The 23,977-nt window shown below is 65.4% G+C and carries 16 protein-coding genes; 10 read left to right on the forward strand and 6 right to left on the reverse strand.

Annotation, left to right across the window (positions count from 1 at the left end; translation table 11 throughout):
• Positions 1-33 precede the first annotated feature (33 nt).
• On the forward strand, positions 34-2,757 hold the full coding sequence (locus tag VGQ44_07245) for a protein kinase (GenBank protein ID HEV8446597.1): 2,724 nt from the start codon (positions 34-36) through the stop codon (positions 2,755-2,757).
• A 62-nt stretch (positions 2,758-2,819) separates the two neighbouring features.
• Here VGQ44_07245 and VGQ44_07250 read toward each other — a convergent pair whose 3' ends face one another.
• Positions 2,820-4,193 carry a sensor histidine kinase gene (locus VGQ44_07250; GenBank protein HEV8446598.1) on the reverse strand — a complete coding sequence of 458 codons (1,374 nt, stop codon included), beginning with the start codon at positions 4,191-4,193 and terminating at the stop codon, positions 2,820-2,822.
• 29 nt (positions 4,194-4,222) lie between these two features.
• Between VGQ44_07250 and VGQ44_07255 the strand changes: the two genes are divergently transcribed.
• The gene (locus VGQ44_07255) at positions 4,223-4,681 is read left to right on the forward strand and encodes an Hsp20/alpha crystallin family protein (protein HEV8446599.1); all 459 of its coding nucleotides are present in this window, start codon (positions 4,223-4,225) and stop codon (positions 4,679-4,681) included.
• 46 nt (positions 4,682-4,727) lie between these two features.
• Positions 4,728-5,762 (forward strand): sigma factor-like helix-turn-helix DNA-binding protein, encoded by a 1,035-nt coding sequence (locus VGQ44_07260; protein ID HEV8446600.1) that lies wholly within the window; start codon positions 4,728-4,730, stop codon positions 5,760-5,762.
• A gap of 148 nt (positions 5,763-5,910) precedes the next feature.
• Here the strand turns inward: VGQ44_07260 and VGQ44_07265 are convergent, their stop codons facing one another.
• Positions 5,911-6,765 carry a GNAT family N-acetyltransferase gene (locus tag VGQ44_07265; GenBank protein ID HEV8446601.1) on the reverse strand — a complete coding sequence of 285 codons (855 nt, stop codon included), beginning with the start codon at positions 6,763-6,765 and terminating at the stop codon, positions 5,911-5,913.
• 148 nt (positions 6,766-6,913) lie between these two features.
• Here VGQ44_07265 and VGQ44_07270 point away from each other — a divergent pair, with 148 nt between their 5' ends.
• The gene (locus VGQ44_07270) at positions 6,914-8,185 is read left to right on the forward strand and encodes a DUF4105 domain-containing protein (GenBank protein ID HEV8446602.1); all 1,272 of its coding nucleotides are present in this window, start codon (positions 6,914-6,916) and stop codon (positions 8,183-8,185) included.
• Here VGQ44_07270 and VGQ44_07275 read toward each other — a convergent pair.
• Positions 8,182-10,647, reverse strand: coding sequence for an ABC transporter permease (locus tag VGQ44_07275; GenBank protein HEV8446603.1), 2,466 nt, complete (start codon positions 10,645-10,647; stop codon positions 8,182-8,184). The two genes, VGQ44_07270 and VGQ44_07275, sit on opposite strands and share 4 nt — an antisense overlap.
• A gap of 353 nt (positions 10,648-11,000) precedes the next feature.
• The gene (locus VGQ44_07280) at positions 11,001-11,183 is read right to left on the reverse strand and encodes a hypothetical protein (GenBank protein HEV8446604.1); all 183 of its coding nucleotides are present in this window, start codon (positions 11,181-11,183) and stop codon (positions 11,001-11,003) included.
• An 80-nt stretch (positions 11,184-11,263) separates the two neighbouring features.
• Between VGQ44_07280 and VGQ44_07285 the strand changes: the two genes are divergently transcribed.
• Entirely contained in the window at positions 11,264-12,526 is a 1,263-nt protein-coding gene (locus tag VGQ44_07285; protein HEV8446605.1) for an SGNH/GDSL hydrolase family protein, read from the forward strand.
• Here VGQ44_07285 and VGQ44_07290 read toward each other — a convergent pair.
• Positions 12,523-12,816 (reverse strand): hypothetical protein, encoded by a 294-nt coding sequence (locus VGQ44_07290; protein ID HEV8446606.1) that lies wholly within the window; start codon positions 12,814-12,816, stop codon positions 12,523-12,525. The genes VGQ44_07285 and VGQ44_07290 overlap by 4 nt on opposite strands.
• Before the next feature lie 251 nt (positions 12,817-13,067).
• On the opposite strand from VGQ44_07290, the gene VGQ44_07295 reads away from it, so the two are divergent.
• Positions 13,068-13,949 carry a transposase gene (locus VGQ44_07295; protein HEV8446607.1) on the forward strand — a complete coding sequence of 294 codons (882 nt, stop codon included), beginning with the start codon at positions 13,068-13,070 and terminating at the stop codon, positions 13,947-13,949.
• A 258-nt stretch (positions 13,950-14,207) separates the two neighbouring features.
• On the opposite strand, the gene VGQ44_07300 is transcribed toward VGQ44_07295, so the two are convergent.
• On the reverse strand, positions 14,208-14,894 hold the full coding sequence (locus VGQ44_07300; GenBank protein HEV8446608.1) for a lipid-binding SYLF domain-containing protein: 687 nt from the start codon (positions 14,892-14,894) through the stop codon (positions 14,208-14,210).
• A gap of 211 nt (positions 14,895-15,105) precedes the next feature.
• On the opposite strand from VGQ44_07300, the gene VGQ44_07305 reads away from it, so the two are divergent.
• The 4 genes from VGQ44_07305 to VGQ44_07320 all read left to right on the forward strand — a co-directional run bounded on the left by VGQ44_07305 (position 15,106) and on the right by VGQ44_07320 (position 23,885).
• Positions 15,106-17,511: a protein kinase gene (locus VGQ44_07305; protein ID HEV8446609.1), complete on the forward strand. Its 2,406-nt coding sequence runs from the start codon at positions 15,106-15,108 to the stop codon at positions 17,509-17,511.
• A 76-nt stretch (positions 17,512-17,587) separates the two neighbouring features.
• Positions 17,588-19,279 (forward strand): Na+/H+ antiporter, encoded by a 1,692-nt coding sequence (locus VGQ44_07310; protein HEV8446610.1) that lies wholly within the window; start codon positions 17,588-17,590, stop codon positions 19,277-19,279.
• Positions 19,280-19,753: 474 nt separating this feature from the next.
• Positions 19,754-20,770, forward strand: coding sequence for an LLM class flavin-dependent oxidoreductase (locus tag VGQ44_07315; protein ID HEV8446611.1), 1,017 nt, complete (start codon positions 19,754-19,756; stop codon positions 20,768-20,770).
• A 331-nt stretch (positions 20,771-21,101) separates the two neighbouring features.
• Positions 21,102-23,885 (forward strand): UPF0182 family protein, encoded by a 2,784-nt coding sequence (locus tag VGQ44_07320; protein ID HEV8446612.1) that lies wholly within the window; start codon positions 21,102-21,104, stop codon positions 23,883-23,885.
• Positions 23,886-23,977: the final 92 nt, after the last annotated feature.

Raw genomic sequence — 23,977 nt, forward strand, 5'->3', positions numbered from 1 at the left:
TGGTGCACGTCGGCCTCGACCACGACAACTCATATGGATACGCTCGCACAGGCCCACGCAGCGTTGTCGGCCCGATACCGACTCGAGCGCGAGATCGGCGCCGGGGGCATGGCGATCGTGTACCTCGCCCACGACCTGCGGCACGACCGCAAGGTCGCGCTCAAGGTGCTTCGCCCGGAGCTCTCGGCCATCCTCGGCGGCGAGCGCTTTCTCACCGAGATCCGGACGACGGCGAACCTCCAGCATCCGCACATTCTGCCGCTGCACGACTCGGGCGAAGCGGACGGTCTTGTCTACTATGTGATGCCGTTCGTGGAAGGAGAGTCGCTGCGCGACCGCCTTCGCCGAGAAAAGCAATTGCCGGTCGATGACGCAGTGCGCATTGCGCGGGAGGTCGCGGGCGCGCTCGACTACGCGCACCGCCACGGCGTGATTCATCGCGACATCAAGCCGGAAAACATTCTCCTGCACGACGGCCAGGCGCTCGTTGCCGATTTCGGCATTGCGCTCGCCGCGTCGCGCTCCGACGGCAGCACTCGCCTCACGGAGACGGGGCTCTCGCTCGGCACGCCGCAGTACATGGCGCCGGAACAAGCCATGGGCGAACGCGAGATCACGGGCCGGGCAGACATCTACGCGCTCGGCTGCGTGTTGTACGAGTCGCTCGCCGGCGAAGCGCCGTTCGTCGGCCCCTCAGCGCAGGCGATCATCGCGCGATTGCTGACCGAGCCGCCGCGTGCACTCCACGCCCAACGGAGCACTATTCCGCCGAACGTCGAAGCGGCAACGCTGCGCGCGCTGCAAAAGCTTCCGGCCGATCGGTTCGCCTCCGCGGCGCAGTTCGCCGAGGCGCTTGCAACGCCGAGCTTTGTTTCCGCGACCGCGGCACCGATGAGCGCGGGCGGCCGATCAACTGCCGGCTGGAGACGATGGACTCCGGCCGCCGCCGCAGTCGCTGTCACGGCGATGGTGACGAGCGGAATCTGGTGGCGGCTTGCGGCCCCGAGCGCTCCGCCGCCCGCCGTCGCTCGGTTTGCGCTCCCCTTGCCGGACGATCAAATGCCGGCAAGCTCGCTTTACCACTTGCTGGCGCTTTCGCCCGACGGAACACAGATCGTCTATGTAGCCCGTAACCGGCTGTATCACCGCCCTCTGTCACAGCTCGACGCTCAACCGATATCGGGCACGGACGATATGGGCGTCCGCGATCCCGTGTTTTCCCCAGACGGACAATCGGTCGCGTTTCTCTCCTCCGGCGGAATCCTGAAGCGCATCGCGATAACGGGTGGCGTGCCGATTCCCCTGGCGACGACCGACATCGCCGGGTTCTTCGGGGGAATGAGCTGGACGGAGGACGGCATCGTGTGGGCCGCGCCGGGCGTGATCGAACGCATTTCGCCGAACGGCGGCCGTCCCGATACGATCGCCACCCTCGCCGCGACCGAAAACGCCGAGCGTCCGGAGATACTCCCCGGCGGCAAGACGGTGCTGTACACGCTCGCCGCCTCCGCCGAGCCCGATCGATGGGAGAGAGCACAGGCGATCGTACAGCAGATTCCGTCCGGCAAACGAAAGGTCGTCGCCGAACCGGCGACCGACGTGCGCTACATCCCGGCGGGATACATCGTGTACGGAATCGGCGGCTCGCTGTTCGCCGTCTCGTTCGACGTGAGCGCACTCGAGGCGAAGGGCAGCCCCGTGCCAGTCATCGAGGGTGTGTGGCGCGACGCAGCCGGCGCCACCGGCGTCGTCCACTTCGCGACTTCGCGGAGCGGCTCGTTGGCGTATCTGCCGGGACCCGCCGACGGGCCTTTGACGACGAAGCGCGACATCGCGCTCACCGACCGACGGGGAAACGTTCAGCGACTGAACCTGCCGACCGGATTCTACGACTATCCGCGCGTGTCGCCGGACGGCAAGCGAATCGCCATCGGAAGTCTCGACGGCAGGGACGCGGCGATCTGGATGTACGATCTCGACGGGAAGACCGCGCCCCGGCGGCTTACATTGAGCGGCAAAGACCGCTATCCGATTTGGTCCTCCGATGGAGTGTGGATCGCGTATCAGTCGGAGCGCGATGGATCGCCGTCGATCTACCGGCAACGCGCCGACGGCAGCGGCACCGTCGAACGGCTCACCACGGCCGACGCGGGCACGTTGCACACGCCCGACGCCTGGTCTCCGCACAACGACGGCTTTCTATACAGCATCTCGAAAGGACTCGACGTCGGCTTGTGGTGGTATTCCCTCACCGACAAGAAGTCGGTTCCCTTCGGCGACGTGCGCAACGGCAAAGGGTCGATGCCCGCCGCCACCTTTTCGCCGGACGGCCGATGGGTCGCCTACACGTCGGGCGCCACCAGCGAGAACGCGGTGTACGTGCAGCCCGTGCCTCCCACCGGAGCCAGATACCAAGTCTCTCAGGCTGGTGAGAACGGGCATCATCCGCAGTGGTCGCACGACGGAAAGGAATTGTTCTACATCCCGCAGGTCGGACGATTCGTGGCGCGGAGCATTTCTACGGGGTCGGGAGTCTCGTTCGGCAACCCGGTTATCGTGCCGCGATCGTTTCCGGTGGCGGCGCCGGCGACTCCGCGAACATTCGACATCACGCCGGATGGCAAGATCGTCAGCGTCACGGCGGTGTTGCCCCAGGGGGGCGAGCAGAAGACCGCCATCGACCTCGCGAACGCGCGTTACATCACGGTCGTGCTCAATTGGTTCGCCGAGTTGAAGCAGCGGGTTCCCAGACGCTAAGCACCGTGAGCGCGACTGCGTTCACGTTTCCGCTCCGGAGCGGTCCGACTCGTTCTCGAACGCTAAGCCGAATTCTCGTGGCGACGAGGCAGGCGCATCGTAAACGTGGTCCCGCGTTCTGCCGACGAATCGACCTCGATGCGACCGCCATGCCCGACCGCGATCGCTCGCGCGATGTAGAGGCCGAGTCCCAGATGTTTCGGATGACGCCGCTTCACGTCCCGCACACTGAAGCGGCGGAGCGGCTGGAAGAGATGTGCGCGCTCCTCAGCCGGGATCGGAGGCCCTTCGTTGTGGACGGTGATCTTCACCTCCCGATCATCGGCTCGGGCCAACAGGTCGATTGGTGAGTCTTTCGCTCCATGGTCGACGGCATTGCCAAGCAGATTCCCCACCGCTTGGCCTATCCGGCCCTCGTCCCAGCTTCCTTTCAGGTCGCCGGATATCCTCACATTGACGGCGCGATCGGGATGAGATGTCGCGAACTCCCCGACGACATTTCTGACGGTTCGCGTGAGATCGGACTCGTGACGTTCGATCGGCAGTTGCCCGCCGAGGCGTGTGCGCGTGAAGTCGAGAAGATCGTCGACGAGTCCATGCATCCGCTCGCTGGTACTGGCGATAAGGGCTAACATCTCGCGCGAACTGGCGGCATCGAGCCGTTCGTCACGCAGCAGCGTCGACCCCGTGATGATCGTGGAAAGCGGGTTGCGTAGATCGTGCGCGAGAATGCTCAAGAATATTTCCCGCGAACGATTCAGACGATCCATGAATGCGGATACCGCTTGTGTGAGGGCAATGTCGAGGGACTCGTCGAACCGAAGGAGGTCGTCGAGGTCCTCCGGGCTCGAGCACGACTGCGACCCAAGCCAATGCCGGAGCACACATGACCGCAAGACGGGGAACTCGCGAACCATTTCCTTGAGCGACAGGCCCTGGTGCGCGCGGCCGGCGGCATGTTTTTCGGCGATGACTTCCACGTTCTTCGATGCGCGGTCGTTCAGTTCTTCGGCGATGTGGTCCGCGCGGTCGGCGGATTCAAGATCGCTCGCGATGACGTCCAATAGCTCGCCCAAGTGATCACGTAGACGGTCCACGCTTGCCAGTCGAGGCACTCGCTTCGCCGCTTGTTGTTCCCACGCGGTGAGCACCTGCTCGCGATGGGTAGCAAGGAAGGAAGACAGTTTCATGGCGTCACCACCGGACTGACCCACATCGCTCGAAGAAGTTCCGCCTCTTGGTGACCGTTCGCGGCGGCCTGAACCTTGTTCTTGGCCATCTCGGCCGCCCGGTTTTTCCGCCATGGCCCTGCAAAATCGACAGCGGATCTCTGCCAAGCGACTGGGCGAGTCAACGTGACAATTTGTCAAAATGGCAAGCCTGCGCGGCACGCGCGGTGCGTGGCCGATCGCACGCCGTCCACCGATAGACGGCATTCACAATTCAACGCACAGGAGGTTTGGCTATGTTCACCGACCGCAGTCTCGCATACACCGCCGGCCGAATGATGCCGGCCGGTCAGGTCCTCGATGAAGCATTCGGCGACCGTTCCGCTGCCGCCGAGTCATATTGGATGCCCACGTTCGATCTAGCCGAGCGAGCGGGTGAGTATGTGCTGATCGTGGAGTTGCCCGGGGTCGATCCGAATGCGATCGATCTCAGCGTTGAAAAGAACGTCCTCACGGTTCGCGGTGTGAAGCATCCGAGCTTCTCGGTTGAATCAAATCGTGACACGCGAGTGTACGCACTGGAACGGAACACTGGGCCCTTCGGTCGCGCCGTGCGCCTGCCCGAACACATCGAAAGCCAACAGATCGAGGCGTCGTTCACCAATGGCGTTCTCGAAGTTCGCATTCCGAAGAGTTCGGCCGCGCAACCACGAAAGATTCCGATTGCCGGCGAGCGGGAGCGTTCAGTGAACTAACGAAACTCATTCCTTCTCGACAAAGGGCCTTTCATCGGCGCGTGCTATGAACAAGACGTCTGCAAATGCCGAGACCGACCTACGTTTGACCCCTCTCTCGGAAACGGCTGACGGGCAGGGGGGGCCGCTGAGCGCGGAGGCGTGGGCCTCCGCGCTTCGGCGCATCGAAAAGCTGGTTCGCCATGCGTCCTTTGACCAACGCGCGTTGCGGGTGCGGCTTCGGCCCCGCGGCTCCCACCACGAGGCGCGTGTGGTTCTGGTCCTCCCGGCCGATACACTCGTTGGACTTGGCGAAGGCGCAACGGCCGACCTGGCGTTTTCGGACGCCATCGGCTGGCTGGCTGGCGAACTTCGACGACGCACTGAAATTGCACGCGCCGAAGCCGTCGAACTGCGACGCCGATTGCGCCAGCGAGACATTGCCGGCGCAACCGGTTTTCTTGTGCTCGATTACGCTCGCGGCGACGACGCGTCTTTCATCGATGTTTTTCGCCCGCTGTTGCGCCACGTGCGAGATCACGCCTATCGCGAGCTCGCGGCGGCGGAATGCGTGGGGGCGGCTGAATTGAGGGCTGTCACGGTATCAGACGTCCTCGACCAAGCCTTGGCGCGCGCGTGGGATCGCTTCGGAGACCGGCCCCGCGATCGCGCCGTCGACGAATGGCTCATCATTCTTCTTGAAGAACTTCTCGATGAGTATGTCGGCGAAGCCGTGCCGCTGTCTACGTCGGAGGGCGACGACGCGCAGCGCATCGGGCGTCTTGCGGCGAGGCACGAGCGCCTCGCCGACAGTGAGCCGCACTGGGGACGCCGGTCGTTGCTCAGCTGCGAAGCGGTGTTGCCTGACGCGGAGCCGAGTGAGTTGTTCACAGGCCTCGGTCCTGATGCTGAGGACCGGATATTGATGAACCTGCTTGCAGATGTACCACCTGCGCCCCGGCGCGCATTTACGCTGTCCACCTTGGAGGGATACAGCGTCGACGAAATCGCGCGTATTCAGTCCCGCTCGCCGGACGCTGTGCACGCGGATATCCGCCGGGTGCGCGACCGCCTCCGCGGGCGCGTCACCGACTACGGTTAGGACAGCCGGCCAGGCTGCATGGCGATGTGGCGCCGACAGTGTGCCGATCGGGCTCGAGCTTGAAGGGGGAGTCGGCGCGATTCTGTCGATCTTTCACCAGCAGGTGCTGCACGGTCACAGCCCATTCGCCGGCGGTATCAGGGTCCCACTATGTGCGCCTCGGACTCGCCTGGCGCCCCTGAATCAAAGCCGTCGCTGTGAGCGAATACACCTGAAAGTCTCCGACAAGCTCGTAACCCAAACGTTTGTAGATAGCGTTTGATGTCGGATTAGCCAGGTCCGTGTGCAGGAAAGCGAACTCACGGCCGCCATCCAGGACGGCTTGTGTAAGTGCGGCTACCAAGGCGCTCGCGTATCCGCGGCCCCGCTCTTCTGGTGGCGTGTAGACGTTGTTGATTCGAATGCCATGGGGCGTCGGGGCGACAGCCGCCGCCACCGACACCAGACGCCCTTCGACTTCCCACACATGCATGTCGCCACGATCTATGTGCCCGTCAACGCGGGCGATCGCGCTCTCGAGGGAAATCTCTTCAGACAGCGCCTCCGCGTGGAGACGCCGTGACCAGTGCGCGAGTAGGTCGCGGTCGTTCGACTGGGCTTGGCGAAACCGACCGTGGGCCCTCGGTGCCCCGACGACACGGCGGCTCTCATAGATCCCCTGAGTCATGCCGCGGCTCCATGGCAGTTGCGACCCGGCAACGAATGCATCGACCGCCGCAATCGGCCCCAAAACGGCATCGCACCCGGGGGGGTGGGCGTCAGCCGCGATGAGAGCCATCGCCCCACCCCTGCCCTCGCGGGAAACGATCAGTCTCGTGTTGGTGCGTAAGCCGGCGGCAACGACATTTCCATTTGCCAGCACAAGTGCGCAATAGACCGGAGCCGAGGGTCTGGTCGCGATGGCAACACCGAGCATGAGGCCATGCTGAGCCTCATGCTCCGAGAGAAACGAGGTGCCGTACTGGAGGAATTCAGTCACGCTTGCTGGGCGCATGAGTTCCATGCGTCCAAGCATATCGGCTTCAACGTCCAGTCGTCCAGCCGCCGAGTCGCCGCCGGGTTACCGCTTGGGCGGATTGATACAGACGACGAGCGATTGAAAGAAATGTTCATCACGCCGCGACACCGGACCCGCCGCTACCTTCTATTGAATGCCTCTTACTGCCCTCGCACGCAACACGTTCGCGCTCGTCGCAATCGTCGCGGCTCACACTGCGGCGCAGGTCGCACCGCCGAGGAGTCCGTCTCCCCGGCCTGACATGCTTCACGTGCCGGGACATGAGGTCACCATCTCCCTGCTCACCATGGGCGACGGAGACGCGGTGTGGGAGATGTTCGGCCACACCGCGATTCGCGTCCGCGACACCGTCGATGGCCGCGACACCGTGTTCAACTGGGGCGCGTTCGACATGAGCAAACCCCACTTCATCCTGCACTTTCTACAGGGATTGAACCGCTATCAGATGGTCGGCGACCCGATGCAGAGCGTGATGCTCGGCTACCGAGCAATGAATCGGAGCGTGACCGAGCAGGAGCTCGCCCTCACCGACGCGCAGAAGGACTCGGTCATCGACATCATCCGCGTCAACGCGGAGCCGCAGAACTTGGAGTACTGGTACGACTATTTCGTCGACAACTGCGCCACTCGGCCGCGCGACATCCTCGACCATGTGCTCGGTGGTCAGCTCCACGCCGGCGCGGACTCGCTCACACCGACGTCGTACCGCTTCCACACGCTGCGCCTGATGCAGGGCGACAAGCTCCTCGTCACGGGCGTCGACATCGGACTCGGCGAGCCGTCGGACCGGCCGATCACCAAGTGGCAGGAGATGTTTCTCCCGCAGAAGCTGCACGATTGGGTGGCGACGAAGCAGGTCCGCGACAGCGCCGGCACGCCGCACTCGCTCGTGCGGCGCGAACAGGTGCTCTATCAGGCGACGCGGCCGCCCGAGCAGGCGGCGCCGCCGAACCTGGCGCTGTGGCTGACGCTCATCGGATTCGTGCTCGCCTCGATCTTCGCGTGGCTCGGCGTAAGGGGTGGCCCAACGGCTGCGTCGGTGGTCTACGCCCTGTGGGCGCTCGCATGCGGGCTGCTCGGGTGCGTGGTCTTCGCGCTTTGGACGATGACCAACCACCGTTTCGCGTACTACAACGAGAACCTGCTCGTCTTCAACCCCCTCTGGCTGGCCCTCGTCATTCTGCTGCCGATGTACATGCGCAGCGGCCGCGCGCCCCGCGCGACGCGCGGCATCCTCGTCGTGCTCGCCGGTCTCGCGGTGCTTGCCCTGTTGGCACATGCGGTGATGGTGTCGAGGCAGGTGAACGTGGGCGTGATCGGGCTCGTTCTACCGCCGACGCTCGCCATTGCATATGTCGCGACGAACCGATTTCGAATTGATCGCGCACCGCACACGACGTACTAGTTCCGCCGTATCGCCGTCGCCGGATCGATCTTCGCTGCGCGCAATGCAGGCAACCAGCAGGACGCGAGGCCCACGACGGCCATGGCCCCCGCCACACCCAACAGCGTGATCGGATCGTTCGGCTCGATTCCGAACAAGAGCCCCCGAATGAAATGCGTGCCCGACACGGCGCCGATCACGCCGATCAGTAGTCCGCCGATCAACAGCACGCTGCCTTCCCACAGGATCATCCGCTGCACACGGGCGCTGTCGGCGCCGAGGCTCATGCGGATGCCGATCTCGTTCGTGCGCGCGCTCACGGAGAACGCGAGCACCCCGGCGATTCCAACCGCGGCGATGACGACGGCGAGAATGCCGAACGACGAAACCAGCATCGCGTTGAGGCGCCGCGGTGCCACGCTCTCGTCGCGAATCTGACCGACCGTCAGCACGTTCTCGATCGGCTCGCGCGGCGCGATGTTGCGTACGAGGCGCGTCGCCGCAGGCACCAACGACGACGCCGCGTTCTCACGATCGGCGCCGGCGCGAATCACGAGGCCCGCGCCCTGGAAAACAGGCCACTGCGAGAACGGCGCGAAGATGACGTTCCGCGCCTCGGCGTCCAAACCGCCGTCCTTCGTGTCGCCGACGACGCCGACCACCGTTCTCCACTCCTCGTGAAACCCGATGAACTTGAGGACCTCACCCGTATACGTGATGCGCTGGCCGATCGGGTCGCGATCGGGGAAGAACTTGTCGGCGAGCGTCTTGTTGATGATGATCACCGGCGCCGCCTTCTCGACATCCGTCGTCGCGAACTCACGACCCTTGAGCAGCGTGATTCCCGACGCTCTGAAGTAGCCGGGATCGGCCGACCGAAATTCGGCGTGCGGCATTGCCTCGCCGACGCCGAGCTGTCGCCCGTCGGCCTTGATGTCGAGCTGGAACGGCGTCGCACGAAGCGGCATCGTCGATCCGATGCCGACGTCTTTCACGCCGGGGATGGCGCCGATCTCGAGACGCATGCGGTCGTACATCGCGCGCGCGTCGACGTCGCTCCGCTGCCCGATCGCGATCGGCACTTCCATGGTCAGCACCTGCTCCGACGACAAGCCGTCGCGCACGTCGCTGAGCCGCATCATCGTTCGCGTGAGGAGACCGGCTCCCGTCAACAAGATCACCGACACGGCGATCTGCGCGACGACCAGCCCTCGCTGCAACCGCTGTCGTCGCACGCCGCCGCTCGAGCGATTCGCTCCCGCGGTGATCCACGCCGCCAGCGAGCCTTCCTTGGCCAGGCTCGGCGCGAACGACAGCAGCATCGCGACGGCGAGGCTCAAAAGAAGCGTGAACCCGAGCACAACGCCGTCGAGCTGGATCTCGTTCGCGCGCGGCGAGTCCCGCTGGGCCAGCGCCACGAGCAGCTTCACCCCGCCGATCGCGATGATGAGTCCGAGCACGGCGCCGCCGATGGCCAGGACGAGGTTCTCGGCGAGCAGCAGACGCCGCAGCCGTGCCGCGCCCGCCCCGAGCGCCGCGCGAACCACGAGCTCCTGTTCACGCCGCACGCCGCGCATCAGCGTCAGGTTCGCCACGTTGGCGCACGAGATGATCATCACGAACGCCGCCGCACCCATGAGCAGCCACAGCGTGAGCCGCGCTTTCTCGCCAAGCACGTCCTGGAGCGGCGTCACGGTGACCTTGTAGCCCGAGTTCTTGTCGTACGCTTCCGGATACGCGGCCTGCACGCGATCGCGAATCGTCTTGATCTCGGTGCGCGCCTGCTGCACCGTCGCGCCGGGCGCGAGTCGCGCGATCATCTCGGTCATGCGGTGCGTGCGCCCCTGCACCATCAGCGCGCTCGTGTGGTGCTCGCTGATCACCATGTTCAAGAGAGCGTCGATGCGCTGCGGGAACGTCGGCGCGGCCTGCGCGACGCCGACAATCGTCACCGGCTTGTTGTCGACCGTCACCTTGCGGCCGATTACGCCGCGGTCGCCGCCGAAATGCTTCATCCAGTACTCGTAGGTCAGCACCATGACCGGCGAGACCGCCGTGCCGTCATCGTTGTCGTCGAGCAACCGGCCCATCACGGCCGGGAGGCCCATGACCTTGAAGTAGTTGCCGGTCACGAGCCCCACGTTGATCCGCGACGCCTGCCCGTCTCTGTCGCCCTGGATCGTGTACGTCATCCCCGAGTACTCGGCGATCCCGCCCAGGGTCTTGGCGCCGTTGCGGAAGTCCAGGATCTCCGGCACCGAGAAGTCGATGTTCTCGCCTCCCGGCCCGTTGATCGACTGGCGAAGGTACACCAGCCGGTCGCCGTCACGATAAGGCAGCGACTTGAGCAGCACGCCGCGCACGACGCTGAAGATCGCCGTGTTCGCGCCGATCCCCAGGCCGAGGGTCAGGATGACCGCGATGGCGAACCCGCGCGCTCGGGCGAGGCTGCGGACGGCGTAGCGAAGCTCTGAGAGAAACATTGGTTTGTCGGGATGCGGGTTCAGACAGCTTGAGGGAGAGAGACGGCGGCGTCAATGCTTCCTATCCCTACGTCGTTTGGAGTGGGGAAAAATCGACATGGTCGACGATGGCCCCCCATACGGGGAGTGCCGGCCACTCTGAGTTCGATTGCCTGGTTGGGTCCGGCTTTTCGCTCGTCAACAGGGACGGACATCAGACCACTGATCACTTTCGGCGCTGGACGGCGACGCTCCCCTTCCGCGTACCGTCCATAGTCACGCCTAACCCGTTGTCTGACATCAGGAATCAGTCTTCCGACTTCGAGCGCGCAGCCGCACCCCGCCCGCCGAGACAGACCTCACAGTGGCCGCGATCAATCGCTGCTGTTCACGGGGATCTTCTCCTGTGCTTGCGCGCACGGGCCGCTTCCCTTTCGCTCGGAATACACGACGAGGCGGTCGACGGCCCCTGTCCAGAATCGCTCGTAGTCGCGAAGCCATTCGCTTGGTCCGCGGAGCGATTTCGCGGAGAGGCGCACGTCGACGGTGCGGCTCACCAGGCGAGAAATTGACGCGCTGGAGTTGCCGGGAGCGACGCCCGGCATAGCTTCGAGCTTTCCCCTCTACCCCTCGCGCAATGTTCAATCGCCGCATTTCTCCTGTCTTCGTGGCCGGCGCGGCGACGCTGGTTGCGGCGCACGCCAACGCTCAAGCCGCCACGCACGACCGCTGGATGGCGACGTGGGCGCCCAGCATGTCCGCCTCGCCGCCGCGCCCGCCCGCCGACTCGATCGATCGCACGCCGACACTCGTGAACCGCACGCTCAGGGAAATCGTCCGCGTGAGCACCGGCGGGAGTCGCGTGCGGCTCAAGTTGTCGAACCAGTACGGCGACCGTCCGTTGGTCATCGGAAGCGTCCACGTGGCGCTCCGAAAGTCCGGCGCCGAGATCGATCCCGGCACCGATCGGCCGGTCACGTTCAACGGACGATCGTCGGTCGTCATCCGCGCGGGCGCGAGCCTCGTCAGCGACGGCGTGGCTCTGGCGCTTCCCAATCTCGCCGACGTCGCGATCTCCTTGTTCGTCGCCGACTCGGCGCGCCTCAGCACGCGACACGCGTTGGGGCTGCAGACGAATTACGTATCAGCGTCCGGCGACTTCACCGGATCGGCGAGCTTCGCCCCCGACACGACGCTTCAGATCTGGCCCTTCCTCGCCGGGATCGACGTCGTCAATCCGGCAGTGACGGGAGTGATCGTCGCATTCGGGAACTCGATCACCGACGGCGTCGGCTCGAAGGCCGACTCGAACTCGCGCTGGCCGGACGTTCTCGAGCGGCGCCTCCTCGCCTCGAAGGAACCGCTCAAGGCGATCGTCAACGCCGGCATCTCAGGGAATCGCGTGCTGTCGCCTGGCGCCGGGCCGAGCGCGCTCGAGCGGTTCGACCGCGACGTGTTGATGCAGCCGGGCGTGACGCACGTGATCGTGCTCGAGGGAATCAACGACATCAATGGCGGTACCTACGGGGGCGGCACCGGTGCGCCGAATCCGCGCAACGAAGTGAGCGCCGACGAGCTCATCGCGGGCCACCAACAACTCATCGATCGCGCGCACGAGCGAGGGATCGTGATCTTCGGCGCGACGCTCACGCCCGAGGGCGGGATGCGTGGCGCGAGCGCGGCGCGTGATGCCAAGCGCATTGCGTTGAACAATTGGATCCGGACGAGCGGAGCGTACGACGGTGTGATCGACTTCGACAAGCTGACGCGCGATCCGTCCGACACGACGCGATTCCTGCCCGCGTACGATTCCGGCGACCACCTGCATCCGAGCGGTGCGGGATACGTGACGATGGCCGGAGGAATAGACCTCGCACTGTTCCGGAAGACGCCGCGCTAATGGCCTAACGCGTCCAACGCTTGCGCGGCGTCGGGATAGAAATTCGCGATGAACTGAAGTGTCTCCCCCGCCTTGCTGCGCTGAAAGACGCACGTGTACATCGAAAGCTCTCGCAGCTTGACGAGATCGGGGATCTCGCCGCCCTCGACGTCGCCGCCGTTGAAGAGCGCCCGGTCGTATCCGCCGAAGATATTCGGTACTCTCGCCGTCAGCCCTTTGAAAGGGCAGCCGGCTTTCGGCGGCGATGCGCCGCCCTTTTGCTCGCCACCCTGCGCGCGGGCGGGTCGCACGATCAGTAGCGATCTACCGGCCGCACGCGCTGTAAAGCTTTCTCCCCATCGCAGGAACGGCAATTCAACACAGATGACGCAGATTTGAACTACAATCCCGCAGATTGTTTCGCTCTATATCTGCGTCATCGTCGTTCCAGTCTGCGTCATCTGCGTCATCTGATCTTATAAAGCGTTGGCCTCCGAGCCGGTCGGACACTAAGGTGGATTGTCCAAGATCCCCAGAGTGCCTTCCCAACAAGGAGGCCAACGTGTTTGTCGTCGGAATTGATGCTCACACAAGGTATGTCGTCCTCGTGGTCCTCAACAGCAGCGGTCAGCGCGTGCTTGGCCCGACGCGCGTGCGCGTGAGCGAGCCGGCGCGCGTGCGCGAGGTGCTCGCCCCGTTTCAGCCGCTGGAGGCCGTCGTCGAGACGTCCTCGACCTGGCCCTGGCTGGAGGACGTGCTGCAGCCGCTCGGGGTGCGGTTCGCGCTCGCGCATGCGCGGCGGCTGCGCGCCATCGCCGAGGCGAATTACAAGCGCGACGAGATCGACGCCGAACTGCTCGGCCGCATGCGCCTCGCCGGCCTCATTCCGGCCGTGTACGCCACGCCGCCCACCCAGCGCGAGTGGGCGACCCTCATCCGCCATCGGACCGCGCTCGTGGCGCAGCGCACGGCCCCGGTGAATCGCATTCATGCCCAGCTTCATCGCCGGGGCCTCTGGCTCGAGCGCGGCCGACTGCTCACGCGCCAGGGCCGCGCGTGGGTGCGCCACGAGGCCGGGCCGCAGCTCAGTCTGGAAGAGCGCGCGCTGGTGCGCAGCTACGCCGGCCTTGCGCCGCGCTCGTCGCAAAGTGGGGGCGCGGCATCCGGCACGGACCGATTCCCGCCGGCGCGAATCGGTGGCTCCGCGGCGCACTCGTGCGGGCGGTCGTCTCGCACGTCCAGACCGCGCCCGCCAGCGCACTCTCGCAATATTACACGATGCAGAAGGCGCGCGTGGGCTGGCCCGTCGCGCGCGTCGCCACGGCGCGGAAGCTCGCGCGCGTCATCCATGCACTGTTGCGCACGCAGCGTACCTGGATTGAGACACCGACTCGGGGAGAGCTCCGCTCAACGCATGCCGCCCAGACGGCCATCATCTGATTGAGCCCCCCAACTCGCATAGGAGATCATGAGTCTTCAATCCACCGAAGCAACTCGCATAGCTGCGTGAGGTAGCGCCGCTGCCTCGCCCCACGATCGGTCGCGAATCGGTTTCATCACGGCACCATGAAGGATCTTGGACGAACCTCCGTGCTCCGCCGCCGCGCTCATGTGCTGTCTGTGAACGCGGGAGCTGGGCTACGCCCACTTGACAGCCAACGCTTTATAGCTGCGTTGAAGTAGTTTCGCAGTACGTCGTGACTCAAGGGAGCGCCTGCTGAAAGGTCCGCGCTTCCGCGGGCACGTTCGCCGGGGGTCCGCCGAACAGCAATTGCGTAGTGGTCGCGCCGCTGCCGTAATAGTCCCGGTTGTCGTCCTCGTCCGGCTTCAGCTCCGCGCCCTCGAGCGAGACTCCAGCGAACAGGCCTTTCGACTTGGCGTAGGAGTAGATCTCGGCTTTCAGGTCGAGGTTGGTGGCGGCTTCGGCGCTGCGCCCGAAGGGGCCCGCTGCGACGCTGGCCTGACCGCCCAGGGTCACGCGCGACCCATCGACGAGCGAATGCGCCCCACGGTCGTTCATGAAGAACAACGCGATGTCCGACGACTCGGCGCCGAGTTGCAGGCCCCAACTTCCGCCGCTGATGCTGATGAACGCTGGGGTGCTCCACCCGCTTTCCGTTCGACAGGAAATCACGCCGCTCCCGTGGCGCGCCCCGAAGCCCACGGCCGCCTTGATCACACCGGGCAGAACCGCGATGCACTTTGCGCGAGCCAGCAACTCCTTGGGAACCGCCTTGTCGGCCGTCGTGGTCAGCTCACGATATACCGCAGTCGCGTCCGCCAGCTTGGCGCCCGGCCCTTTCGCCTTACCGCGCGGAGTTTCCGCCCGCGCGGTTCCAACCATGGCCACCGCCGCGCACAGCGCCAACGCGTTTGAGTATTTCCTCATCTGAGCCCTCCTTGGGTGCTCCCCCTGGCGCAACAACCGTTCCTCCGCCGAAGGGGGGTGATACAGTGTCGTACTCCCGCGGTTCGCGACGTGTTCCGCAGGCAGCGGTTGGGCCGATGGTCGTCCCTGCGGAGCAGTCGAACCCATTACGGTGAGGCACCACGCGCCGTACCTTAGTCGATCCTCACCCCGGCGACGTCGCCGCGTTGACATGACCCCACCCCGCCTGCGCGACGACCTCCAACGCGCGCTCGGCACGGCGTACGCGATCGAGCGGGAGCTTGGCGGCGGCGGGATGTCGCACGTTTTCCTGGCCACCGAGACGTCGCTCGGTAGACAAGTCGTCATCAAGACGCTCGCCACGGAACTCGTCGAGGGAATCAGCGCCGGTCGCTTTGCGCGCGAGGTCCAGGTAGCGGCGCGGCTCCAACAAGCGAACATCGTTCCTGTCTTGAGCGCCGGCGACGCGAACGGGGTGCCCTACTATACGATGCCCTTCGTGCGGGGCGAATCGCTCCGCGCGCGTCTGGCGACCGGCACGCCGCTCTCCTTGGGCGAGACGATGCACATCTTGCGAGACATCGCGCGCGCGCTCGCCTTCGCGCACACCGAAGGGGTCGTCCATCGCGACATCAAGCCAGAGAACATCCTTCTCTCCGGCGGCACCGCCGTCGTCACCGACTTCGGAATCGCCAAAGCAGTCGCCGCATCGCGAACGCAGGAGACCTCGAGCTCGCCGTCGATCACTCTGGTCGGCAGCTCACTCGGGACGCCGGCCTACATGTCCCCCGAACAAGCCGCGGGTGATCCGAACGTCGACCAGCGGGCCGATATCTATGCGTGGGGATTGCTCGCATGGGAGCTGCTCGCCGGCCGGCATCCGTTCGCGGGAAAGACATCGGTGCATTCGCTCGTCGCGGCGCAAATGGCCGAGATTCCGGAACCGCTCGGGTCGGTTCGCGCCGACATCTCCCCGGTCTTGAGCGAGGTCGTCGCGCGCTGTCTCGAAAAAGAGCCCGCCCGACGCCCCGCGACGGCGGCCGAGCTGCTTGCGTCGCTGGATCAGGCGACGAGCAACCCGCCCGTCGTCGCGATTCAACGTGCTTCCAACTCTCGACGCTCGATGCGCCGCGCGCTGACGATCGCGTCCACCGGCATCGTCCTCGTCGCCGCGGGCGCATACGCCTTCGCCCGAGCGAGACACGGAGCAGCCGCCGTCACCGTGAGAACGCTCGCCGTGATTCCGTTCTCGTCGGTCGCGGGTGACACGTCGACCAACTACCTCGGCGAAGGGATCGCGACCGAGGTGACGAATACGCTATCAGAAATTCCTAATCTACGGCTCGCCGGGCGCAGCTCCGCGGCACGATTCGCCGGTGGCCGCTCGAGCGCGCAGGAGATCGGACAATCGCTGAGCGTCGAAGCGGTGCTCGACGGAACGGTGCGCCGCGTCGGCGACCAGATACAGGTCGTCGCCGAGTTGTCGAACGCGAGCGACGGGCTGGTGATCTGGCACCAGAGTTACGAGCGCGCCGCAAAGGACGTATTCGCGGTGCAAGACGAGATAGCGCACGCCATTGCCGGCCAACTCGACGTCACCCTCCGGAACGCGGGGAGCAACGCGGCACGCGGGACCGACGACGCCGCGGCGTACGACCTCTATCTCAAAGGGATGTATCTCTACCGGCAGCGCGGTCCGGGGCTCGCCGACGCGATCAGCGCGCTCGAACAGGCGACGACGAGAGACAGCAATTTCGCCCGAGCGTGGGCCACGTTGTCGGAGGCACTCGCCGTCTCATCTTCCTACATCGCCGTGCGCGCTGGCGACGCCCTCCCCCGAGCGCGCGCCGCCGCGGAGCGCGCCGTGCGTCTGGCTCCGAATCTCGCGGATGGCCACCGCGCATTGGGGTACGCTCTCGCCGAGACCTTCGATTGGAAGGGAGGCGAGGCGGAGCTGAATCGCGCGATCCAGCTCGACCCGGGCAACGCCGACTCGCGCTACCGGTTGGGGTACATGCTGGTGAATCAGGGACGCACGCGCGAAGCGTTGCCCGCGCTGCAGGCCGCGGTCGCGCGGGATCCTCTCTACGCGATCGCCAGAGTTTACCTCGGATGGGCGCAGGCATGGAACGGCGACATCGACGGCGGACTCGAAGAGCAACGTCGCGCGTTGCGGCTCGATCCGTCGAACATCACGACGCTGTCCGTCCTCACGAGTACGTTTGTGGCCGTCGAAGAGAAGGACTCCGCGACGTTCTACGCGCACCGCATGTTGTCACTCTCCAATAGCGCGGGGCGGCTCGGCGTCGCCGCGCGCGCCCTCGCACTCGCCGGTCACACGGCAGAAGCGAAAGCGATCACCCAGCGACTCGAGGCGACGCCGACCAATACCTGGTTGCGCAACACGGGCCTCGTGATGGCGTACGCCGGACTGGGCGACAGCGCGAACGCAGTCGCGGCGATGGAGCGGGCCGCCGCGGGAGACGGCGAGCTCTTGCCGACGTACACGTGGAACTGCGCGTACTCGTTCCCGACCGGGCCGCGCGCGCTCGCCGTGTGGAAGCGCTACAATCTCGACCCGGCGAAATTCGCGAGGCCCGTCGCTGCGCCGCGCTGACCGCTAGGCACCTATCGGCTGGTCTCCGCTGGGATAGGGGTCGTCAGCCACGGCCTACGGGCGCATTTTTGCCGGCATGGCCGCTCTCGAGCTGGTACTCGCGCTGCTAGCTGCCGCGACCGCCCTTCGATTCTTCGCGGACCGGTGGCGAGTTCCGTATCCGTCGGCGCTTGTCGTCGGCGGTGCGCTGCTGGCGCTCACACCCGGGCTCCCGACGGTCGAGCTCGCGCCCGAAACGCTTTTCCTCGTGTTCGTGCCTCCGCTGCTCTACTGGGGCGCGTTGACCTATCCGCTACGCGACGTCCGAAATCAGGCTGGACCGATCGCGAGACTCGCCGTACTTCTCGTGCTGGTTTCGGCTGCCGCGGTCGCGGCGGCGATTCACGCCATGGATGCGGCATTCACGTGGGCGAGCGCATTCGCCCTCGGCGCAATCGTCGCTCCGCCGGACCCCGTGGCGGTGCTCGCGATGTTGCGCTCGCTACGCCTGCCGACCGCCGTTCAGAACCTGCTCGAGGGCGAAGGGTTGTTCAACGACGTCACGGCGTTGGTGGCGTACCGCATCGCCGTCGCGGCGGCAGTGAGCGGCGCCTTCGCCTTTGCCCCGGCGACGATGACGTTCCTGTTTACGTCGACAGCCGGCGTCGCGATCGGTCTCGGCGTCGGGTTCGTGGTGCTGCAAGTCCATCGCGTGGCGAGCGAGGCGACGGCGGTAGAGTTGACCATCTCGCTGCTCACGCCATTCGCGTCGTATCTCGCCGCGGAACGCGTCGGCGCGTCGGGTGTGTTGGCGGTCGTGGCGACCGGTTTGTACGTGGCACGCGTCTTTCCGCGCGTCGTACGACCGCAGACGCGGGTTCAATCGGTCGCGATGTGGAACGTGGTGACGTTTCTGCTGGAAGGCCTGTTGTTCATCCTCGTCGGGCTGGAGCTGAAGGACGTGAGCCGATCGCTGCGCGGCGCGCCCTTCCTGACGATACTGGGTGAGGCGATTGTCGTGACGTTGGTCGTCGTCGTCACGCGCTTGGTTTGGATGCCGATCAGCGCGTACTGGCTACGAGCGATCGGGCGGGCGTTCGTGAAGAAACGAGTAGCCGCCCCGGCAGCGCGCAGTGTCGCCTTCGTCGCTTGGGCAGGCCTGCGAGGCGGCGACTCGCTCGTCATCGCGCTGGCGCTGCCGCTCCGGACAGCCGCCGGCGCCGCATTTCCGGGCCGCGAGCGAATCATCTTCATCACCTTCGTGGTCATCTTCGCGTCGCTCGTGCTGCAGGGACCCACGCTTCCGTGGATCGCGCGACTGCTGCGCCTGCGTCGCGGACGTAGCGAGGTTGCCGAGGAGGCGCACGCACGGCTCGCGGCCGCCGAGGCGGGGTTGAACGCGCTCCAGTCCGTGTCAGCCGGCGACGATGCGGCGGTTCGTCCAGAGGTGTCACGATATCTTCGCCGCCGCCACCTCCAGCGCGCGCGACGCTGGGCTTCGCGGGAGAACAGTGAAAGTCAGAGCGAAGCGCCCTGGCTTCGGCACGAACACGTCGTAGGAGCGACCTCCGGCGTGGACCGACTCGTCGACGACGAGCGGGCGCGCGAGTATCGCCGGCTGCGGCGAGTGATGATTGAGGCGGAGCTTCGGGCGGTGCTCGACCTGCGCGACGACGGATCGATCGACGACGAGGTGATGCGCCGCATTCAGCGCGACCTGGATTTCGAGTCGATGCTGCTCGACGCGGCGGAGCCGGTGGGAGAGACCGGCGACACCTTTGCGGAGTGAATCGGTTCTGGGCCCGAGGTGTTCCTGTTCTCGTGCGGCGACGATGTGCTAGTTGGCTGAGTGGGACGCGATCTTATCGAGCGCTCCGCAGACTTGCGCGCATCCATCGGCACTCGCGCGCGCAACCGCTAGCGGTGATTCTCCGTCGAGGAACCGGTTCGGCTTCGCGAGCCACGCGGTCGCACGCGAACCATCGCCGAACACGCGGGTCGCCAATCCAATGACTCGCTCCGCGCGCTCGTCCGCCGTAGAGGCTGATTGGGTCTGGGTTTGACTGATCCGAGGGGGGAAGAGACGCAGCACCGCGTTACCCGCCGTAGATGTTTGCCGAGCGTACTGGTTGTGAACGTCGTCCTAAGTCTCAGACCTAATGATCGGCGGCAGCGGCTCTAACTCGCGATCACCGTTCTCTTTCGTTGCAGATGCATACCGCGAGAGTACATGGCGCTTTGCGGGGCGAGCACATTTCCATCCATGAAGAAGATCGGCTTCCTATCCTTCGGCCACTGGAACTCATCGCGGCATTCGGCCACGCGATCCGCGCGCGACGTTCTCCAGCAGTCGATCGAGCTCGCCGTGGCGGCAGAGGAGCTTGGTGCGAACGGCGCATACTTTCGCGTCCACCACTTCGCGCAGCAGCTTGCGTCCCCCTTCCCCCTCCTCGCGGCCGTCGGCGCCAGGACAAGCCGTATCGAGATCGGAACGGCCGTCATCGACATGCGGTACGAGAATCCCTTCTATATGATCGAGGATGCCGGCGCGGCCGACTTGATCAGCAACGGCCGGCTCCAGCTCGGGATCAGCCGCGGCTCTCCTGAGCAGGTCATTGAAGGTTGGCGTCACTTCGGCTACGCGCCGCCGGAGGGCGGAACCGACGCAGACCTGGGCCGTCATAACGCCGAGGTTTTTCTCGGGCTGCTGACAGGAGAAGGGTTCGCCAAACCGAATCCAAGGCCGATGTTTCCGAACCCGCCCGGCCTGCTACGACTGGAGCCGCATTCCGCGGGCCTGCGCGATCGCATTTGGTGGGGCTCCGCGTCCAACGCGACCGCGATCTGGGCCGCGCAGAAAGGCATGAACATGCAGAGCTCGACGCTCAAGGCGGACGAATCGGGCGAGCCCTTTCATGTCCAGCAGGCCCGCCAGATTCGTCTCTTCCGGCAAGCGTGGACCGAGGCCGGGCATACACGAGAGCCGCGCGTCTCGGTGTCTCGATCCATCTTCGCGTTGATGGACGATCGCGACCGCGCCTACTTCGGCGGCGATCGGGGCAGCGATCAGATCGGAGTCATCGACAACTTCCGGGCCGTGTTCGGTCGGACGTATGCCGCTGAGCCGGATGTGTTGATCGACGAGTTGAGAGGCGACGAAGCGATCGCCGAAGCGGACACGCTGCTGCTGACGGTGCCCAACACACTCGGCGTCGAATACAACGCGCACGTGATCGAGTCGATCCTCACGCACGTCGCACCGGCGCTGGGCTGGCGATAACTGACGGCGGTTTCTCGGCCACTCTGAGTTCGATCGGCAAGTCGAGTACGGCTTTGCGCTCGACGACGGGAACGGACATCAGAGAACTGACGTCAGTTTCGGCGTTGAGCGGCGACGCTCGGTCTTGATCGAGACTCCACCTCGTCGCGCCTAACCTGTGGTCTGACATCAGGCGTTCTGTCTTCCGAATTCGAGCGCACAGCCGTACCCCGCCCGCGAAAACAGACCTCAGAGTGGCCGTGATCCAGCCGCCATCCCCGCCGCCACGATCGCAAGCCGACCGCGGGTCGCCGATGGTGGGCAACGCCCGACCATGCCATGTTGAACGCTCATGACACACCCCGAGCCACCACTCGCGCTAGGCTTTCGCGCACGACCGCCCTCGAGAAGACTGCGCTGGGCTCTGCTTGGCCTCGTTGCCGCGGTCCTGTTCGACGTCCTGATCGCCCCATGGCTGGCCGGCGTCGCAACTGACTGGCTGTGGTTTCGCGAGGTGCATTTCGAGTCGGTGTTCCTGACGTCGTTCGTGGCGCACGCGGTGTTATTCGTCGTCGGATCGCTCGCCGCATTCGCGTTCCTCTACGCGAACCTTTCATGGGCGCGACGCGGATGGGTTGGCATGGCGGAACTCGTGAGGCCGGCCGGACTCCAAGTCGAACTCTCGAGGCTCCTCCCCAAATTGCTCACCGGCATTGCCGGCGTCGTCGCGTTCGTCGTTGGACTCGTCGCGGCGGGACAGTGGATGACGGTCCTCACGGCAATGCACGCCGCGACCGTCGGCGAGGCCGACCCGGTGTTCGGGCGCGACATCGGCTTCTACCTGTTTCAGCTGCCCGCGCTTGCCGGCGTGCTCGCGGCGGTCGCGGCGCTCACCGTGCTCGCCATCGTCGGAGTCTCATTGATGTATTTGTCCGAGGGCGCGCTGTCCTTTCGCGGTGCGACGGGGCGCCCCTCGATCGATCAGGTCGCGTCGCGTCACGTGGGTGCGCTGATTGCCCTGCTGTTCGTCGTTTTTGCGGCCCAGCTCTGGGTCGTCGATTCGGCAGGCATCCTCGCCTCGACCACCGGCCCGTTCGCCGGCGCGAGCTACGCCGACACCCACGTGCTGCTCCCGGGCATTCGCGTCTCGGCCGTTGCCGCCCTTCTTGCCGCGGGCCTCGTGGTGTACGGGGTGGTTCGCGACAAGCTTCTCTGGTTCGGCTTCCTCGGCATCGTCGGGTACGCCGTCGTGGGCGTCGTTTCACGCGGCCTCATTCCCGCGGCGACTCAACGCTTCGCCGTCGCACCGAACGAGTTGTCGCGCGAGCGCCCATATCTCCAGCGGCACATCGCGGCGACACGCCGCGCCTGGCGGCTCGACAGTGTGGTCACGCGTGATCTCGAGGGCGACATCCAACTCACCATGGCCGACGTGCGCGCCAACGCGGCAACGATCGACAACGTGCGCCTGTGGGAGCGCGACCTCCTGAAGCAGACATTCGGCCAGCTCCAAGAGATTCGAACGTACTATGACTTCGCGTCCGTGAGCGACGATCGGTACATGATCGACGGCCGCTATCGCCAAGTCCACATCTCGGCGCGCGAGCTCAACACGGCGTCGCTGCCGACGCGCAATTTCATCAACGACCGTCTGACCTTCACGCATGGCATGGGCATCGCCATGGCGCCGGTGAACCAGGTCACCGCCGAGGGCCTGCCGGTGCTGTTCATCAAGGATCTGCCGCCCGTGTCGACCGTCTCCGTCAAGGTCACGCGTCCGCAGATCTATTACGGCCAGCTCACCAACAGCTACGTCTTCGTCGGGACGGGGCAAAAGGAATTCGACTACCCCGCCGGCGACAAGAACGTCTACACGAACTACACGGGTCGCGGCGGCGTTCGCGTCGGCTCGCTCCTGCGACGAGCGCTGTTCGCGTGGCAGTTCGGGTCGATGGACGTGTTGCTTTCGTCGTACCTCTCGGCCGACGCGCGCGTCCTGTACCGCCGCAACATCGTCCAGCGCGCCAAGACCGCCTTGCCGTTCCTCGACTTCGACGCCGAGCCGTATCTCGTGGTCAGCGATTCGGGAACCCTGAAGTGGATTCTCGACGCGTACACCTCGAGCGACAGCTGGCCGTACTCGCAGCCGGCTGAGAACGGCGTCAATTACCTGCGCAACAGCGTGAAGGTCGTGATCGACGCGTACGATGGAACGGTCGACGCCTACCTCGCGGATGCCGGCGACCCCGTCGTTCGAACCTATGCCTCGATCTTCGGCGCGATCTTCAAGCCGATCGACGCGATGCCGGCCGACCTTCGCGCCCACCTTCGCTATCCGGGCGATCTCTTCCGCCTGCAGACCACGCTGTACGCGAGGTATCACATGGTGGAACCGGACGCGTTCTACCATCGCGAAGATCAGTGGCAATATCCCGGCGGCGACAGGGGGGGAAGCGCGGCGAACACGACCCCGTTCCTGCGGCACATCATTCTGCGACTGCCCGGCGAAACGAATCCGGAATTCATCTACATGACGCCGTTCACGCCGCAGGGAAAGGACAACCTCGCGGCATGGATGGCGGCGCGCATGGACGGCGCGAATTACGGCAAACTCGTCGTCTACCAGTTTCCGAAACAGAATCTCGTGTACGGCCCGACGCAGATCGTCAACCGAATCAATCAGGAGACCAGCATCTCGCAGCAGCTCACGCTGTGGGACCAGAAGGGCTCGCAGGTCATTCGCGGCGAGCTGCTGGTGATTCCCATTCGAGGTTCGCTCATCTACGTGCAGCCGCTGTATCTCCGCGCCGAGGGCGGCTCGATTCCGGAGCTCAAGCGGGTGGTGGTCGCCCATGAGAATCGTGTGGCGATGGGCGAAACGCTGGAGGAGGGGCTCGCGCTGTTGTTCGGCGCGGGGGCCCCGGCGCGTCCCTCGGCGACGCTCGCCGGCGATTCAAGCGCCGCGGCCACGGCCGCGGCGGGTTCGACCGCCCTCACCGCCGACATGCTGCGGCAAGCGCAGCAGCACTACGATCGCGCCATCGCGGCACAGCGCGCCGGCGATTGGGCGACGTACGGGCGGGAGATCGATCAGTTGGGAGCGGTGCTCAAGCAGGCGGGCGTCAAGAAACCCTAAGAGTCCCGCGAGGTGATGCCGCCGCGGTACTGCGGACGGCGAGCGCCTTCATTTTCGGAGTTCGTCAGTTTCGTCGTTCGGCAGTTTCGGCG

The organism is Gemmatimonadaceae bacterium, assembly GCA_036003045.1.
In the GTDB taxonomy this organism is placed as follows: domain Bacteria; phylum Gemmatimonadota; class Gemmatimonadetes; order Gemmatimonadales; family Gemmatimonadaceae; genus JAQBQB01.

Bases quoted from the DNA above. Each gene is read 5' to 3' on its own strand.
- VGQ44_07245 (HEV8446597.1), top strand. From the start codon at position 34: ATGGATACGCTCGCACAGGCCCACGCAGCGTTGTCGGCCCGATACCGA.
- VGQ44_07250 (HEV8446598.1), bottom strand. From the start codon at position 4,193: ATGCCGTCTATCGGTGGACGGCGTGCGATCGGCCACGCACCGCGCGTG.
- VGQ44_07255 (HEV8446599.1), top strand. From the start codon at position 4,223: ATGTTCACCGACCGCAGTCTCGCATACACCGCCGGCCGAATGATGCCG.
- VGQ44_07260 (HEV8446600.1), top strand. From the start codon at position 4,728: ATGAACAAGACGTCTGCAAATGCCGAGACCGACCTACGTTTGACCCCT.
- VGQ44_07265 (HEV8446601.1), bottom strand. From the start codon at position 6,765: ATGGAACTCATGCGCCCAGCAAGCGTGACTGAATTCCTCCAGTACGGC.
- VGQ44_07270 (HEV8446602.1), top strand. From the start codon at position 6,914: ATGCCTCTTACTGCCCTCGCACGCAACACGTTCGCGCTCGTCGCAATC.
- VGQ44_07275 (HEV8446603.1), bottom strand. From the start codon at position 10,647: ATGTTTCTCTCAGAGCTTCGCTACGCCGTCCGCAGCCTCGCCCGAGCG.
- VGQ44_07285 (HEV8446605.1), top strand. From the start codon at position 11,264: ATGTTCAATCGCCGCATTTCTCCTGTCTTCGTGGCCGGCGCGGCGACG.
- VGQ44_07300 (HEV8446608.1), bottom strand. From the start codon at position 14,894: ATGAGGAAATACTCAAACGCGTTGGCGCTGTGCGCGGCGGTGGCCATG.
- VGQ44_07305 (HEV8446609.1), top strand. From the start codon at position 15,106: ATGACCCCACCCCGCCTGCGCGACGACCTCCAACGCGCGCTCGGCACG.
- VGQ44_07310 (HEV8446610.1), top strand. From the start codon at position 17,588: ATGGCCGCTCTCGAGCTGGTACTCGCGCTGCTAGCTGCCGCGACCGCC.
- VGQ44_07315 (HEV8446611.1), top strand. From the start codon at position 19,754: ATGAAGAAGATCGGCTTCCTATCCTTCGGCCACTGGAACTCATCGCGG.
- VGQ44_07320 (HEV8446612.1), top strand. From the start codon at position 21,102: ATGACACACCCCGAGCCACCACTCGCGCTAGGCTTTCGCGCACGACCG.